General features: G+C 65.0%; 16 protein-coding genes. 13 read left to right on the plus strand and 3 right to left on the minus strand.

Going from position 1 to position 15740, the window contains the following annotated elements:
* Positions 1-61 precede the first annotated feature (61 nt).
* Entirely contained in the window at positions 62-1366 is a 1305-nt protein-coding gene (locus tag ACQ3DC_RS08475) for a M20/M25/M40 family metallo-hydrolase (protein WP_157242322.1), read from the plus strand.
* Between the two features lie 11 nt (positions 1367-1377).
* Positions 1378-2538, plus strand: coding sequence for an acyl-CoA dehydrogenase family protein (locus tag ACQ3DC_RS08480; protein ID WP_430751994.1), 1161 nt, complete (start codon positions 1378-1380; stop codon positions 2536-2538).
* A gap of 1 nt (position 2539) precedes the next feature.
* Here ACQ3DC_RS08480 and ACQ3DC_RS08485 read toward each other — a convergent pair whose 3' ends face one another.
* Positions 2540-2773: a DUF5703 family protein gene (locus ACQ3DC_RS08485; protein WP_157242320.1), complete on the minus strand. Its 234-nt coding sequence runs from the start codon at positions 2771-2773 to the stop codon at positions 2540-2542.
* Positions 2774-2813: 40 nt separating this feature from the next.
* Here ACQ3DC_RS08485 and ACQ3DC_RS08490 point away from each other — a divergent pair, with 40 nt between their 5' ends.
* The gene (locus ACQ3DC_RS08490) at positions 2814-3080 is read left to right on the plus strand and encodes a hypothetical protein (protein ID WP_157242319.1); all 267 of its coding nucleotides are present in this window, start codon (positions 2814-2816) and stop codon (positions 3078-3080) included.
* Between the two features lie 10 nt (positions 3081-3090).
* Here ACQ3DC_RS08490 and ACQ3DC_RS08495 read toward each other — a convergent pair whose 3' ends face one another.
* On the minus strand, positions 3091-4026 hold the full coding sequence (locus ACQ3DC_RS08495; protein WP_430751995.1) for an aldo/keto reductase: 936 nt from the start codon (positions 4024-4026) through the stop codon (positions 3091-3093).
* Positions 4027-4078: 52 nt separating this feature from the next.
* Between ACQ3DC_RS08495 and ACQ3DC_RS08500 the strand changes: the two genes are divergently transcribed.
* Both ACQ3DC_RS08500 and mshC read left to right on the plus strand, forming a co-directional pair.
* Positions 4079-4912 carry an undecaprenyl-diphosphate phosphatase gene (locus ACQ3DC_RS08500; RefSeq protein ID WP_321213551.1) on the plus strand — a complete coding sequence of 278 codons (834 nt, stop codon included), beginning with the start codon at positions 4079-4081 and terminating at the stop codon, positions 4910-4912.
* Between the two features lie 15 nt (positions 4913-4927).
* On the plus strand, positions 4928-6205 hold the full coding sequence (gene mshC, locus ACQ3DC_RS08505; protein WP_430751996.1) for a cysteine--1-D-myo-inosityl 2-amino-2-deoxy-alpha-D-glucopyranoside ligase: 1278 nt from the start codon (positions 4928-4930) through the stop codon (positions 6203-6205).
* Positions 6206-6214: 9 nt separating this feature from the next.
* Here mshC and ACQ3DC_RS08510 read toward each other — a convergent pair whose 3' ends face one another.
* A complete protein-coding gene (locus tag ACQ3DC_RS08510; protein ID WP_321213553.1) occupies positions 6215-7114 on the minus strand; it encodes a PAC2 family protein in 900 nt (299 codons plus the stop codon).
* A gap of 151 nt (positions 7115-7265) precedes the next feature.
* On the opposite strand from ACQ3DC_RS08510, the gene ACQ3DC_RS08515 reads away from it, so the two are divergent.
* From ACQ3DC_RS08515 to prcA, 8 genes are all read left to right on the plus strand, one after another.
* Positions 7266-8009: an HAD family hydrolase gene (locus ACQ3DC_RS08515; protein ID WP_321213554.1), complete on the plus strand. Its 744-nt coding sequence runs from the start codon at positions 7266-7268 to the stop codon at positions 8007-8009.
* Positions 8002-9168 carry a site-2 protease family protein gene (locus ACQ3DC_RS08520; protein ID WP_430751997.1) on the plus strand — a complete coding sequence of 389 codons (1167 nt, stop codon included), beginning with the start codon at positions 8002-8004 and terminating at the stop codon, positions 9166-9168. The genes ACQ3DC_RS08515 and ACQ3DC_RS08520 overlap by 8 nt, the downstream gene beginning before the upstream one ends.
* 93 nt (positions 9169-9261) lie before the next feature.
* A complete protein-coding gene (locus ACQ3DC_RS08525) occupies positions 9262-10329 on the plus strand; it encodes a tRNA (adenine-N1)-methyltransferase (RefSeq protein WP_157242315.1) in 1068 nt (355 codons plus the stop codon).
* 82 nt (positions 10330-10411) lie between these two features.
* Positions 10412-12163, plus strand: coding sequence for a proteasome ATPase (arc, locus tag ACQ3DC_RS08530; RefSeq protein ID WP_157242314.1), 1752 nt, complete (start codon positions 10412-10414; stop codon positions 12161-12163).
* Entirely contained in the window at positions 12160-13830 is a 1671-nt protein-coding gene (dop, locus tag ACQ3DC_RS08535; RefSeq protein ID WP_321213557.1) for a depupylase/deamidase Dop, read from the plus strand. The genes arc and dop overlap by 4 nt, the downstream gene beginning before the upstream one ends.
* 85 nt (positions 13831-13915) lie before the next feature.
* Complete coding sequence (locus tag ACQ3DC_RS08540) at positions 13916-14119, plus strand: ubiquitin-like protein Pup (protein WP_157242312.1); 204 nt, start codon at positions 13916-13918, stop codon at positions 14117-14119.
* An 80-nt stretch (positions 14120-14199) separates the two neighbouring features.
* Complete coding sequence (gene prcB, locus ACQ3DC_RS08545) at positions 14200-15018, plus strand: proteasome subunit beta (RefSeq protein WP_321213558.1); 819 nt, start codon at positions 14200-14202, stop codon at positions 15016-15018.
* Between the two features lies 1 nt (position 15019).
* The gene (gene prcA / locus ACQ3DC_RS08550) at positions 15020-15730 is read left to right on the plus strand and encodes a proteasome subunit alpha (protein WP_157242311.1); all 711 of its coding nucleotides are present in this window, start codon (positions 15020-15022) and stop codon (positions 15728-15730) included.
* Positions 15731-15740: the final 10 nt, after the last annotated feature.

The raw sequence follows: 15740 nt of genomic DNA on the forward strand, positions 1-15740 counted from the left end.
GGTAGGCTGAGGGCAACGATTCAGCACCGTTCCAACCCGCCAATCCAGTGAGGAGCTTTCCATGCCTGACGTCCTGCCCGAGGATGAAGTTGTCCGGATCTGCCAGGAACTCATCCGGATAGACACGTCAAACTACGGTGACGGTTCGGGGCCGGGCGAGCGGGCTGCGGCTGAATACGCCGCGGGGCTGATTGAGGAAGTGGGCCTTGCGGCGGAAATCTTCGAGTCCGCACCGGGCCGCGCCAATGTGGTGACGCGCATGGCCGGTGAGGATCCCTCCGCCAGCGCCTTGGTGGTGCACGGCCACCTGGACGTCGTGCCTGCGCTGCGGGACCAGTGGTCCGTAGACCCGTTCGGAGCCGAACTGAAGGACGGGCTGATCTGGGGCCGCGGCGCCGTCGACATGAAGGACATGGACGCCATGATCCTCTCCGTCCTGCGCAGCTTTGCCAGGTCCGGCACAAAGCCGAAACGCGACATCATTTTCGCCTTCTTCGCGGATGAGGAAGCCGGCGGCGCCTACGGAGCCCGCTACGCCGTGGACAAGCGCCCGGAACTGTTCGAGGGCGCCACGGAAGCCATCTCCGAGGTGGGCGGCTTCTCGGCCACCATCGGCGGGCAGCGCACGTACCTGCTGCAGACAGCGGAGAAGGGCATCTCCTGGCTCCGCCTCGTGGCCCACGGCAGGGCGGGCCACGGCTCACAGATCAGCACCGACAACGCCGTAACGCGGCTCGCCGCAGCCGTAACGCGCATCGGCGAGTACAAGTGGCCCATCGAGCTCACCCCCACCACCCGGCAGTTCCTGGACGGTGTGACCGAACTCACCGGCGTTGAGTTCGATGCCGACAATCCGGACATCCTGCTGAGCCAGCTGGGCACGGTGGCCCGCTTTGTGGGCGCCACCTTGCAGAACACCACAAACCCCACCCTGCTCAAGGGCGGCTACAAGCACAACGTCATCCCCGAATCCGCCGAGGCCCTGATCGACTGCCGGACACTTCCGGGCCAGCAGGACCACGTCCTGGAGATCGTTCGCGACCTCGCGGGCGCCGGCGTTGACGTCAGTTACGTGCACAAGGACGTTTCCCTTGAGGTCCCTTTCGCCGGGAACCTGGTGGATTCCATGATCGATGCCCTGCACTCCGAAGACCCGGGCGCCAAGGTGCTGCCCTACACTCTCTCCGGCGGCACGGACAACAAGTCGCTGAGCCGGCTCGGCATCACAGGCTACGGCTTTGCGCCCCTGATGCTGCCGGATGACTTGGACTTCACCGGCATGTTCCACGGCGTGGACGAGCGCGTACCTGCCGACTCCCTCAAGTTCGGCGCCAGGGTGCTCAACACCCTCCTCACCAACTACTGAGCCAGGCTGCCATGACGCCGGAAGAGATCCTGCCGGAGGAGCTGCTGGAGCAGATCCGCGGCCGCGCCGCCGGGTATGACAGGGACAACGCCTTCTTCCATGAGGACCTTAAGGACCTCGCGGCGGCCGGCTACCTGAAGCTGTTCGTTCCAGGGTCCGACGGCGGGGCAGGGCTTGGCCTTGAGGCGGCGGCGCAGTGCCAGCGGAGGCTGGCAACGGCCGCCCCGGCCACCGCGCTGGCCGTCAACATGCACCTGGTGTGGACCGGCGTCGCGCATGTCCTCGGCGCCCGCGGCGACGGATCCCTGGACTTTGTGCGCAAGGAAGCGGCCAACGGCGAGATCTTCGCGTTCGGCAACTCGGAAGCCGGCAACGACTCGGTCCTGTTCGACTCCCGGACCACGGCCGCGCCGCTGCCGGACGGCGGCTACTCCTTCACGGGAACCAAGATCTTCACCAGCCTCTCACCGGCGTGGACGAGGCTGGGAATCTTCGGGAAGGACCCTTCCGGCCGGGACGGCGAGGGGGAGCTGGTCCACGGCTTCATCACGCGCCAAACGCCCGGCTACCGCATCCTCGACGACTGGGACGCGCTTGGGATGCGGGCCAGCCAGTCCTGCACCACCGTCCTGGACGGCGCCGGCGTTCCGCCGGAGCGCATCTTCCGCAGGATCCCCGTCGGCCCCAGCCGCGATCCCCTGGTTTTCGCGATCTTTGCCTGTTTCGAGACGCTGCTCGCCGCCGTCTACACCGGGCTGGGGGAGCGGGCCCTGGCCCTGGGCGTGGAGAACGTCAAGCGCCGCACCTCCTTCAAGAACGGCGGACGCAGCTACGCGCAGGACCCCGACATCCGCTGGAAGGTTGCCGAGGCGGCAATGGCCATGGATAACCTCTACCCGCAGCTGCGGGCCGTCGCAGCCGACGTGGATTCCCTGGTGGACCATGGCCAGCAGTGGTTCCCCAAGCTGGTGGGGTTGAAAGTGAACGCGACGGAAACGGCGCGGCGCGTAGTGGACCTGGCCATCCGCGTCAGCGGGGGATCCAGCTATTTCCGGGGATCGGAACTGGAGCGGCTCTACCGGGACGTCCTTGCCGGCATGTTCCATCCGTCCGATGACGAATCTGCCCACAACACCGTGGCCAACGCCTGGCTGGGTCCGCTGGAGGATTGACCTAAACGGTCCTTTGAACCTGCAGCACCCGGCGGCGCAGCCAAAAGCGCCGTCCTCCGCCCACGTACAGCTTGCTGCGCTCCAGCTCCCACTTGCCGTACTCGGAGTGTTCCACCAGGCGGCGCCGTGCCTCATGCAGGGAATCGACAGGGCTGACCGTCAGCACGAGGTACTCGTACTGCCTCAAATAGTCCCGTTCCCGCTGGACCGAACTGGTGAGAAATTGTTCCTTCATTTGCCCTCCATTCTCGTCCTTTTCCGGCTAACGTGAAGTCATGAGCATCGATCCGCGTGTCGCGCTTCAGTCCTTGACCACCGCTTTGGAAGAACACCTTATAGCAGCATCCAACCGCCGCGGAGACGGTGATCCCTCCGTGGAGGCGGCATTCTTTGCAGTTGCAGACGCCTTCGAAGTTTACGAAGACGCACTCTATGAGGCCTACAACGAGGTCACGCCGCTCCAGGTCTTTGATGACGAGGACGAAGAGGACGAGGAAAGCGACGTGGACGACGACGAGGACCTGGAAATCGTCCAGGAGTAGGACCGCGGACCTAGTGCGGGGCTGACACATCCTCCAGAGCCCGGGCAATTTCCGGCGGCAGCGGCGAGAGCTGGGCATCCACCAGTTCCTTCAGCTGGGCCGGCGTCCGCGGGCCCACAATGGCGGTTGCTACGCCGTGCTGCGACAGAAGCCAACTGAGGGCAACGTCCTGCGGAGTCCGGCCCAGGCCTTTGGCTGCCATGCAAACAGCTTCCACCGTCCGGGACGGCTGCTCCTCCAGGTACGGCTCAACGTACCCGGCTTCGGTTGCGGAGGCAGCCCTTGATCCGGAGGGGATGCTGCCGCGGTACTTGCCCGTGAGCACGCCGCGGCCAAGCGGCGCCCACGCCATCAGGCCCATGCCGGCGTCCTCGACGGCAGGGATCAGTTCGGCTTCCGGCCTGCGCTGCAGGAACGAATACTCCGCCTGCGCGGCGACAAGGGGGAAGCCGGCGATGGCTGCGGCCTTCGCCGCCTGCCAGCCGTTGAAGTTGGAGACCCCCACATACCGCGCACGGCCGGTACGGACAGCAAATTCCAAAGCTGACAGCGTCTCGTCCAACGGCACATTACGGTCCCAGGCCTGCGCGAACCAGATGTCCACATAGTCGGTGCCCAGCCTGGCGAGGCTCGCTTCCAGTCCGGTGAGCATCGAATTACGCGATGTGTCCACGCCGAGCCGGCCATCCGGCGTCGTCATTCCTGCTTTGGTGGAGATGGAAACCTCCGTCCGGGCCACGACGTCGCCCAGCATGGAGCCGATCATCGCCTCCGAGCGCCCGTCCGCGTAGGAGGCGGCGGTATCGACGTGCCGGCCGCCGGCATTAAGGAAGGTGCGCAGCAACTCAGAGGCGTCCTGTTCGTCCGTTTCGCCGGCCCAGGACATGGTGCCGAGGGAAAGGGCGGAAACCCGCAATCCACTGTTGCCGACGTAACGCTGCTGCATAGCAGCAAGCTTACGGGCAGAACCGGCGCTGCCCATGACGTAGGGTCTTAGCGTGAACTGGTTTGAGGCGGCCCTGCTGGGCCTAGTGCAGGGACTGACCGAATTCCTTCCGATTTCATCGAGCGCGCATCTGCGGATTGTGGGGCAGTTCCTGCCCAATGCCGAGGATCCCGGCGCTGCTTTCACCGCCATCACCCAGCTGGGCACCGAGACGGCGGTGCTCATCTATTTCTGGCGGGACATCGTCCGGATCGTCAAGGCATGGGCCGGTTCGCTTACCGGAAAAGTCTCCCGGCAGGACCCGGATGCCCGGATGGGCTGGCTTGTCATCCTGGGCAGCCTCCCCATCGTTATCCTGGGACTGCTGTTCCAGGACCAGATCGAATCGGTGCTCCGCAGCATGTGGATCGTCGCCACCATGCTGATTGTCTTCGGTTTGATCCTGGCGGTCGCCGACGCAGTAGGCAGGCAGGAACGCGACCTGACCCGGCTGACGTACAAGCACGGCATCCTCTACGGCTTCGCCCAGGCCATGGCGCTGATCCCCGGCGTGTCCCGGTCCGGCGGCACCATCACCGCCGGCCTCCTGATGGGGTACACCCGGGAAGCGGCCGCACGGTACTCCTTCCTGCTGGCCATTCCGGCGGTTTTTGGCAGCGGCCTCTTCCAGCTGTACAAGACGGTGTCCAAGGAAGGAATCACCGGCCCCTACGGCCTGCCGGAAACCGCGCTTGCCACCGTCATCGCCCTGGTGGTGGGCTACATCATCATCGGCTGGTTCCTGAAGTTCGTTTCCACCCGCAGCTACCGGCTGTTCGTCTGGTACCGGATCTTCCTGGGCCTGGCCCTGTACCTCCTGCTCGGTTTCAATGTCATCAGCGCCTAGCACTAGGCTTGGCGTGTGAAATCCTGGAAATCCCGCCCCGTTCCCGACGTGCCCGGAAGCATGGCCGCCCTCCGGCTGTTCGACACGGCGGCAGGCCGTGAAGTTGCCCTGGAGAATGAGGGACGCCCCTCGATGTACGTCTGCGGCATCACGCCGTACGACGCCACCCACATGGGCCACGCCGCCAGCTACGTGGCCTTTGACCTCCTGAACAGGGCCTGGCGGGACGCCGGCCACGAGGTTGACTACGTGCAGAACGTCACGGACGTGGACGATCCGCTCCTGGAACGCGCCACGGCCACCGGCGTTGACTGGCAGGAGCTCGCCGCCAGCCAGATTGAGCTTTTCCAGACGGACATGGAAGCCCTCAACGTGCTCGCTCCGGACCACTACGTGGGTGCAGTGGAATCCATCGGCCTGATAGTTCCGGAGGTGGAACGGCTGGTCAGCCTCGGGCTGGCCTACAAAGTGCAGGGCACCAACGGCGAGCCTGACGGGGACGTTTATTACGACGTCGAAGCGGCCGGAAAGCACTCCGTGGCACCGGACGCGTGGACCCTGGGATGCATCTCCGGGTTGGCGGAAAGCGAGATGCTTGAGCTGTTCGCGGAACGCGGCGGCGATCCCGGGCGGGCAGGAAAGCGGCAGGCACTTGATCCGCTGCTGTGGCGGGTGGCACGGGAAGGCGAGCCAAGCTGGCCCGGCGGCAGCCTGGGTGCGGGCCGGCCCGGCTGGCACATTGAGTGCACCGTGATCGCGCAAAAGTACCTGCCCTCGCCCTTCACCGTTCAGGGCGGCGGCTCGGACCTGATCTTCCCGCACCACGAGATGGGTGCCGGCCACGCGTATTCACTTGCCGGTGTTCCACTTGCCAGGCACTACGCCCATGCAGGCATGGTGGGCCTGGACGGCGAGAAGATGAGCAAATCCAAAGGAAACCTGGTCCTGGTGTCGAAACTTCGGGCAGCGGGGGAGGACCCTGCCGCCATCCGCCTTGGCATCCTTGCCCACCACTACCGCTCCGACTGGTCCTGGACGGATGAAGGGTTCCTGGAAGCCAAGGCCACCCTGGCCGCGTGGCGCCGGGCGCTGGGCCGCGCTCCCAAGGGGTCTGCCGTCCCGCTTGTTGCCGAGATGCGGGAGGCTCTGGCTGCGGACTTGAATGCCCCGGCTGCCGTCGCGGCCGTGTCCCGCTGGGCGGAGCAGGCAAACAACGACGCCGGCCCGGCAAGTCCCGTAGACCAGGCAATGGTCAAGGACGCGGTGGACGCCTTGCTTGGTGTGGTTCTCTAGGCTGCCCGTTCAGGGCCGGTCCTGGCCCCGCCGCTTGAGATAGCGCTCAAACTCGCGGGCAATCGACTCGCCGGTGGCCTCGGGCAGGTCCGCCGTGTCCTTTGCCTCCTCAAGCTGCCGGACATAGGCGGCGATTTCGGGATCTTCCGTGGCGAGTTCGTCCACACCCCGTTCCCAGGCGTCTGCCTCCTCTGCCAGCTCATGCGTGTCCAACGGCACCTGGAGCAGTTCCTCGATGCGGTTCAGGAGCGCCAGCTGGGCCTTCGGTGACGGCGCCTGGGCAACGTAGTGGGGGACCGCGGCCCAAAGCGAGACGGTGGGAATTCCTGCCAGCAGGGCGACCTCCGAGAGCACGCCGACGATTCCCACCGGGCCTTCATACTGCGAAGCCTCCAGGTTCATGCGCTCCCGCAGGGGGGCGTCGTCAGAAGAAGTGCTGACCGGAATGGGCCTGCTGTGCGGAACATCCGCCAGCAGCGCCCCGACCAGGACGACATAGTCAACGTTCAGCGCTTCAGCGTGCACCAGGAGTTCGGCCGTGTAGGCGCGCCACTTGTAGGACGGTTCAGTTCCCTGGACAAAAATGACGTCCACATTCGAATCCGGTGCGCTGGCCTTGTAGATCCTCGTGGAGGGCCACTTTATCTTGCGTTCACCGGCAGCATTCCGGCGCACGGTGGGCCGCGTGAACTGGAAGTCGTAATACTCGTCCGCGTCGATGGACGCCACCTTCTTGCCGCCCCACAGTTTGTTCAGGTAGCGCAACGAATCGCTTGCCGCTTCTCCGGCGTCGTTCCAGCCTTCAAAGGCGGCAAGCATCACTGTTATGCGCTGTCCGTCAGCGACCGGCTGCAGGAACCGCTCGGGTCCGGCACCTGGTTCGGCGGTGTCTCCCTCGAAGCTATTCATTTCTTCACCCTACGTCCAAGGACCGCAGCTGTGCATTGAATGAAGCGCCGCAAAATCCGCCGAAAGCAGGGTCGGTGGCGCGAACGAGCCTGATATTCGCCGAAGGCGTAGCCGTCAGCCTGCGTCCGGGCTGTCCCCGTAGACTGAGGACATGCGATTGCCAGCTGACAGTTCCCCGCTCAAAGCCGTCCTGTGGGACATGGACGGCACGATTGTTGACACGGAGCCGTACTGGATTGCTGCCGAACACGCACTGGTGGAAGCCCACGGCGGCACCTGGTCCCATGAACAGGCCATGCAGTTGGTCGGGCAGTCGCTGACCTTTTCCGCCGGCATCCTGCAGGAGGCCGGCGTGGACCTTGAAATACGCGAAATCATTGACACCCTGACCGGGGCCGTCGTGAGCAGCGTGCAACGCCAGGTGCCATGGCGGCCCGGTGCGCGCGAACTCCTCGAGGAGCTTCACCTCGCAGGGGTCCGCTGCGCCCTGGTCACCATGTCCGAGGGGCCGCTGGCCCGCCAGGTGGTTGCCAGCCTTCCACGGCCGTACTTTGAAGTCCTGGTCACCGGGGACACAGTGGCGCAGGGCAAGCCGCACCCCGAGGCGTACCTGACCGCCGTCGAATGGCTGCAGGACTCGGACCCGGAGCTGGCCATCCATCACTGCGTCGCGCTGGAGGACTCAGCCCCGGGTGTGGCGGCAGCCGTGGCGTCCGGCGTGGCAACCGTGGCTATTCCGCACATCGTCCCGCTTCCCGAGGATGATCGGTACACGCTCTGGGACTCACTGTCCGGCCGCTCCGTGACGGACCTTGAATCCCTGGTCCTGGCCGGCCCTGAGCTCTTGGGGTCCTCATCTGCGCCTGCCCGCTCGCCGGAGATCTCCGGTGGCTGAAACCAGTGCGCCGGTCCGGCGCGAGGGCATCCCGCTGGGCAGGATTGCCGGAGTTCCAGTGGTGCTCGCCTATTCGTGGTTCGTCATCGCCGCCTTCACCGTGATCGTGTACGGCCCTGTCCTGGGCCAGGAGAACCCCGCCCTTGGCGCCAGCGCATACATTGTGGCGTTCGCCTACGCCGTCCTGCTCCTCATCTCGGTATTGGTCCACGAGCTCGCCCACGCGCTGACAGCGAGAATCTACGGCTGGCCGACCCAGAAGATCGTGCTCAACCTCTGGGGCGGGCATACCCAGTTCGAGAGCTTTACCGCGACGCCGGGACGGTCAGTCCTGGTGGCCCTGGCCGGGCCCGCCGCGAATTTCGTCCTGGCCGCGGGCGCCTGGCTGGTGCTCGGCACCGTGACCCTGGGCAGCGTTGCCGAAATCCTGATCAACATTTTCATGTGGGCGAACTTCCTGATTGGCGTCTTCAACGTGCTCCCGGGACTTCCCCTTGACGGTGGACGGCTGGTCGAATCCGCCGTATGGAAGGCAACCGGTAGCCAGGCAAAAGGCACTGTGGCCGCCGGGTGGGGCGGCCGCATCATCGTCGTCGCCATCTGCTATTGGTTCGTTGCGCGGCCCCTGCTGGCCGGAAAGTCGCCCGACTTCAGCCTGCTGATGATCACGGTCCTGGTGGCCAGCTTCCTCTGGGTGGGTGCCTCGGCGTCCATCCAGCAGGGAACCCTCCGGGGACGGCTCCACCTTGTCAGCGCCGCAGGGCTGTCGACGCCGGCTACCGGGCTGCCTGCCACGGCAACGGTGGAGGAAGCCCTCCGGCACGAGGGTGCCGGTGCCCTGTCACTGGTGGTTTGCGGGCCGGACGGCCGGCCGGAGGGAGTGGTGGATGCCGCCGCCCTGTCCTCTGTCCCTGCGCACGCTGCGGCTTCCACCCCCATCACGGCTGTTTCCTTCGCCCTCGCACCGGGGGCTTACGTTCCCGAATGGTCGAAAGGACAGGAGCTGCTCCAGTTCCTCTCCCAGCTCGATGGGCGGCACTACGCCGTGGTGGACCACAACGGCAAGGTCACCGGGCTTCTTTCCCAGGACGCGGTCCTGGCCGCCGTTACTGGAAAACCCCGGCGGCCCGATACACGCCGGCAGGGCCAAAACCGGTAGAGTTACCTGCCGGCCGGTGCATCGCCGCCGCAGAAGCCGGATTGTCTGCAACGGGACATCCAGGCGCCATGTTTTACAGGAGCGAGGAAATTCATGAGCAGCGAAACTGCCGTCAACGAGGCCACAGCAGCTTCCGGTCAAGCCGGTGATGCTGCCGGCGTCTCGCAGCCCGTCGGCGCTGCCCGCCGGCGTGGTCCTTTCCGCGAAGGTGAGCGCGTCCAGTTGACCGACGAGCGCGGGCGCATGAATACCATCACCCTTGAGAGTGGCGGAGCATTCCACACGCACCGCGGCTTCCTGAACCACGATGACATCATCGGCAAGGCGGACGGGTCTGTGGTTGTCAACAACGTCGGCCAGCAGTACCAGACCCTGCGCCCCCTGCTCTCCGACTTCGTCCTGTCCATGCCGCGCGGGGCGGCAGTGGTGTACCCCAAGGACGCCGGGCAGATCGTGACGATGGCTGATATCTTCCCCGGTGCGCGCGTCGTGGAAGCGGGCGTGGGCTCCGGGGCCCTGTCGATTTCCCTGCTCCGGGCAGTAGGCGACCAGGGCTACCTCCACTCTTTCGAGCGCCGCGAGGAGTTCGCCGACATTGCCCGCGGCAACGTGGAGACGATTTTCGGCGGGCCGCACCCGGCCTGGCAAATCTCCCTGGGCGACTTCCAGGACGAGGTGGTCCGGAGCGAAGCGCCGGGCTCCGTGGACCGCGTGGTCCTGGACATGCTGGCTCCGTGGGAATGCCTGGACGCCGTGGCAACCGTCCTGGCACCCGGCGGTGTCTGGATCAACTACGTGGCCACGGTGACCCAGCTTTCCCGCACCGCCGAAGCCATTCGTGCAGACGGCCGCTTTACTGAACCGGATGCCTGGGAATCCCTGGTCCGGGGCTGGCACCTCGAAGGACTGGCCGTCCGGCCGGACCACCGCATGGTGGCGCATACCGGGTTCCTGCTGGTCACCCGGCGCCTGGCCGACGGCGTTACCGGCATCTCCGTGAAGCGCCGCCCCTCCAAAACCGACTTCAATGAAGAGGACGTCAACGCCTGGACCCCCGGCGCGGTCGGGGAACGGCAGGTCTCCGACAAGAAGCTCCGGCGCGCAGCGCGGGACGCCATCGCCGGAACGAACGTCAAGGACGAGCCAGAGGTCACGAAGTAGTCCACATTTCGGGAGTCGCCATCCCTACCTGCCGTGTTGGGGCTAATGTCTTAATAGAAGCGCAGGAAGGGGCTGATACATCATGGAGACGCCAAACCAGGACTCCGGACGTACACCGGCAGAGCAGTCTGCCGCCAATGACCTCTCGGTTGCCGACCGCCAGGTCAACATCCTCCGGGACAAGCTGAGGCACATTGACCGCCAGCTGGCTGCGGCGACGCAAAACAACACCAAGCTGGTCAGCATGCTTGAAACCGCGAAGGCCGAGATCCTTCGGCTGAAAAATGCGCTGGACCAGGAGGGGCAGCCGCCCTACAGCTTCGGTACCATCCTGCAGTTGAACCCCAAGCGCCAGCCCTCACCCGGCAACAGCGGACAGGCTGCAACCGAGGAATCGGTGGACATCTTCAACGCGGGACGGAAGATGCGAGTGGGCATCAGCCCCCTGGTGAACATCAACCAGCTGGCCGTTGGGCAGGAGGTCCTGCTCAACGAGGCCCTCCTTGTGGTCGCCGGGCTGGGGTACGAGCGGGCCGGTGAACTCGCCACCCTGAAGGAAATGCTCGGTGCCGACCGCGCACTCGTGGTGGGGCGTGCCGATGAAGAGCGGGTTGTGCGGCTTTCCGGAGCGCTCCTTGCCGAAAAGCTGCGGGTGGGCGATGCCCTGTCGGTTGACTCCAGGACCGGATACGCCCTCGAAAAGGTGCCCCGCTCCGAGGTGGAGAACCTCGTGCTGGAGGAAGTCCCTGACATCACCTACGAGGACATTGGCGGCCTTGGGCCCCAAATCGAGCAGATCCGTGACGCCGTCGAACTGCCGTTCCTCCACCCTGACCTCTACCGGGAACACGGCCTCAAAGCTCCCAAGGGCATCCTGCTGTACGGCCCTCCCGGCTGCGGCAAGACCCTCATCGCCAAGGCGGTGGCCAATTCCCTTGCCGCCCGCGCCGCCGAGCGTTCGGGCAATGTGGACCTGAAAAGCTATTTCCTGAACATCAAGGGGCCGGAACTCCTGGACAAGTACGTCGGTGAGACCGAGCGCCACATCCGGCTGATCTTCTCCAGGGCACGCGAAAAGGCCTCCGATGGCAGCCCGGTCGTGGTGTTTTTCGATGAGATGGATTCCCTCTTCCGCACGCGCGGCACAGGGATTTCGTCCGACGTCGAAACAACCATCGTGCCGCAGCTGCTCAGCGAGATTGACGGCGTGGAGCGGCTGGACAACGTGATCGTCATTGGCGCGTCAAACCGTGAGGACATGATCGATCCGGCAATCCTCCGTCCGGGCCGGCTTGACGTTAAGGTCAAAATCAACCGTCCGGATGCGGAGGCTGCTGCGGACATTTTCAACAAGTACATCACTCCGGACCTGCCGTTCCACGAATCCGATCTCGCTGAGCACGACGGCGATGTCCAGGCGACGGTGGATGCGATGGTCCAGCGCACTGTCGAAGCTATGTACTCCACCGACAAGTCCAACGAGTTCCTTGAGGTCACCTACGCCAACGGGGACACGGAAATGCTCTACTTCAAGGACTTCAACTCCGGTGCCGTGGTGCAAAACGTTGTGGACCGGGCGAAGAAGTATGCCATCAAGGACCTTCTCATCACGCAGCAGAAGGGTCTGAGGATCGAGCACCTGCTGCGCGCCGTCGTGGACGAATTCCGCGAGCACGAGGACATGCCCAACACCACCAATCCGGATGACTGGGCACGGATCTCGGGCAAGAAGGGCGAACGGATCACATACATCCGGACCATCGTCCAGGGCAAGGCGGGCCAGGAGCCAGGCAAGTCGATCGAAACCATGCCGACCACAGGGCAGTATCTATGACCGCTGCACGGGAACCCGCGGCCGGGGGGACTCTGCCGGCCGGCGGGGCCATGCGGGTGATGGGGGCGGAAACGGAGTATGGCATCCATGCCCCCTCCGCCCCTACTGCCAATGCCACCATGATGAGTGCCAGGGTGGTCCAGGCCTATGCGCAGGTAACCCGGCAGCGCGCCGCCGGCGGAGCGGAAACCCGCTGGGACTATACGGATGAGGAGCCGCTGCATGACGCCCGCGGCTGGACAGTGGACCGACGCTCAGCCCATCCGAGCCAGCTCACCGACCAGCCGCCGGTGCTGGATGCGGAAACGGTGGCACTGGCGTACGGGCGGGAGGAGCTGGAGCTCGACGGGCAGGACGAGTCCGGAACACTGCTGATGAACATGGTCCTCGGCAATGGCGCGCGGCTGTACGTCGACCATGCCCATCCCGAGTACTCCAGCCCGGAGGTGACCAACCCGCGGGACGCCGTGAAGTGGGACGCCGCCGGAGACCTTGTTGCGCTGGCCACCGTTCGCCGGCTGGCCGCAGATCCGGACCTTCCGCCGGTCAACCTGTACAAGAACAACACGGACAATAAATCGGTGTCCTACGGCTCGCACGAGAACTACCTCATGCCGCGTTCCGTTCCCTTCGGCGACATCGTGCGGGGCCTGACGCCCTTTTTCGTCAGCCGCCAGGTCCTGTGCGGATCCGGCCGGGTGGGCATCGGCCAGGACGCCTCCACCCCGGGTTTCCAGATCAGCCAGCGGGCCGACTTCTTCGAAGCGGAAGTGGGACTGGAGACCACTATCCGCCGGCCCATTATCAATACCCGGGACGAGCCGCACGCAACAGCGGACAAGTACCGGCGCCTGCATGTCATCATCGGCGACGCAAACCTCAGCCAGGTTTCCAATTACCTGAAGTTCGGAACCACGTCGATGGTCCTCAGCCTCATTGAGGCAGGGCTGGCGCCCAAGATCGAGGTGTACGAGCCGGTTTCTGCACTCCAGGCGGTAAGCCACGATACTTCGCTCACCGCAAAACTGCGGCTGCTGGACGGCAGGCGGGTCACCGCCCTTGACCTCCAGTGGATCTACCACGAGGCCGCGGCCAAGCTGGCGCAGGATACGGGGGTTGGCGACGCCGTGGACGGGGACGGCCACACGCATGACGTCCTGGAGCGTTGGGCCACCGTCCTGACCCAGCTCGACAATGACCGGGCCGCCGCAGCTTCCTCGGTGGAGTGGCTTGCCAAACTGTCGCTGCTCGACGGCTACCGTGAACGCGACGGACTTGAGTGGAACGACGCCAGGCTCGGCCTCGTCGACCTTCAGTGGGCTGATATCAGGCCCGAAAAGGGACTCTATTACCGGTTCCTCGCCAGGGACAGGATGCAAAGAATCCTTGAAGATGACGCCATCGTCTCCGCCGTCACTGAACCACCGGCCGATACCCGGGCATACTTTCGGGGCAAGTGCATCAGCAGCTTCGGCAAGGACGTCGTAGGTGCCAGTTGGGACTCCGTCATCTTCGATGTTCCGGGATACGGCCGGCTGCAGCGCGTGCCCACCAGGGAACCGCTTCGGGGAACCAAAGCCCTGACCGGAGCGTTGTTTGATCGCTACCGGGACGCAGGCCCGTTCCTCGCGGAGCTTCTGGGACATAACGCTCCGCCTGCGGCGTAAACCGCCCCGGTTGGCCCACACCGTGGCAGGATGGGCATATCGGAGGATCCGCCGGATCCGAAGACAGACATAAGGAGGGGTAGCAATGGCAGGCCAGGAGCAACAGCAGCCGCAGTCACGCGACAGCCAGGTCGAAGAGGACATTCCCGAGTCGCCGCCCACGCCGCCTGAGGCGCAGGCATCGGCATCAACGGAAGGCGTGGACGACCTCCTCGACGAGATCGACGGCGTCCTCGAATCCAACGCCGAAGAATTCGTACGGGCATTCGTCCAAAAGGGCGGTCAGTAACCCGGACCCGGAGGCTGGCGGAAGCCGCGGACGGCCGAATCTGTACCGACGTTGAAGTACCACGTTCAAGGAGTGCATGAGTGCAGGAATCAACCGCCAACCAGGTAGCCGCCAACGCCACGTCATCGTTCACCGAACACCTGCAGCGGGACCGGCCAGAGCTTCTGCCTTACAACCGGTCCCTCCAGGCGGGCGCGGCCGCCGCCCCGTTGCAGGTTCCGCACGCCACCACGATCGTTGCGATGAGCTACGACGGCGGCGTGCTGATGGCGGGGGACCGGCGGGCCACCATGGGCAACGTCATAGCGAGCCGGCACATCGAAAAAGTCTTTCCGGCCGACCGCTACTCCGTCCTGGGGATCGCGGGGACTGCCGGCATTGCGATTGACCTCACCAGGTTGTTCCAGGTGGAACTCGAGCACTACGAGAAGATCGAGGGCACGCTCCTCAGCCTGGAAGGCAAGGCCAACCGGCTTGGCGCCATGATCAGGGGAAACCTGCCCCTGGCGCTGCAGGGACTGGCAGTGGTGCCACTCTTCGCCGGGTTCGACACCAGCGCCGGTGTCGGCAGGCTGTTCTCCTACGATGTCACCGGGGGCCGGTACGAGGAACACGAGCATCATACGGTGGGATCCGGCGCTGTCTTCGCACGCGGTGCTTTGAAGAAGCTCTGGCGGCCAAACCTTACGGCAGCGGAAGCTACCGCCGTCGCGGTCGAAGCCCTGTACGATGCCGCCGACGACGACTCAGCCACCGGCGGTCCTGACACCGTGAGGCAACTCTGGCCTGTCATCTACACGGTGGATAGCTCGGGTGCGCGGCGGGTTCCGGACAGCGAACTGGCAGCTGCCGCGAGGAATGTCATCGAAGCCCGCACCATCGCTGGACGGGAGGCCTGAGATGACACAGCAGTTCTATGTATCACCCGAGCAGCTCATGAAGGACCGTGCCGACTTTGCACGGAAGGGCATCGCCCGCGGCAGGTCCGTCGTCGTCGTCAGCTGCGAGGACGGCATTGCACTCGTTGCCGAAAACCCCTCGCCGTCGCTTCACAAAATCGGTGAGATCTACGACAAAATCGCGTTCGCCGCCGTCGGCAAGTACAACGAGTTCGAAAGCCTCCGCCAGGCCGGGGTCCGCTACGCCGATGTGCGCGGGTACTCCTATGACCGGGAGGACGTGACGGCCAGGGGACTGGCCAGTGTCTACGCGCAGAGCCTTGGTGCGGTGTTCACCGCTGAACAGAAGCCGTTCGAGGTGGAGCTTGCAGTGGCCGAGGTTGGCCCCACACAGGCGGAGGACCACCTCTACCGGCTGACGTTTGACGGCTCCATTGCCGATGAGCACTCCTTTGTTGTGATGGGCGGCCAGGCAGACAAGGTCTCAGCCGTGATTGGCCAGGGCTGGCGCAGCTCGCTGAGCTTCGCAGAGGCTGTGCGGCTGGCAATGGCGGGACTGGTTCCGCCCGCGGAGGGAGAGGAACCGGCGAAGGCACTGCCGGCTGGAGCGCTGGAGGTGGCAGTCCTGGACCGGCAGTCAGAAAGCAGCCGCGGATCAAGGCGTGCCTTCCGCCGGCTTACTGACGCAGATATCACTGCAATGCTGGCCTAGGAGGACAGGA

This window comes from Paenarthrobacter sp. NEAU-H11, assembly GCF_050573415.1.
In the GTDB taxonomy this organism is placed as follows: Bacteria; Actinomycetota; Actinomycetes; order Actinomycetales; family Micrococcaceae; genus Arthrobacter.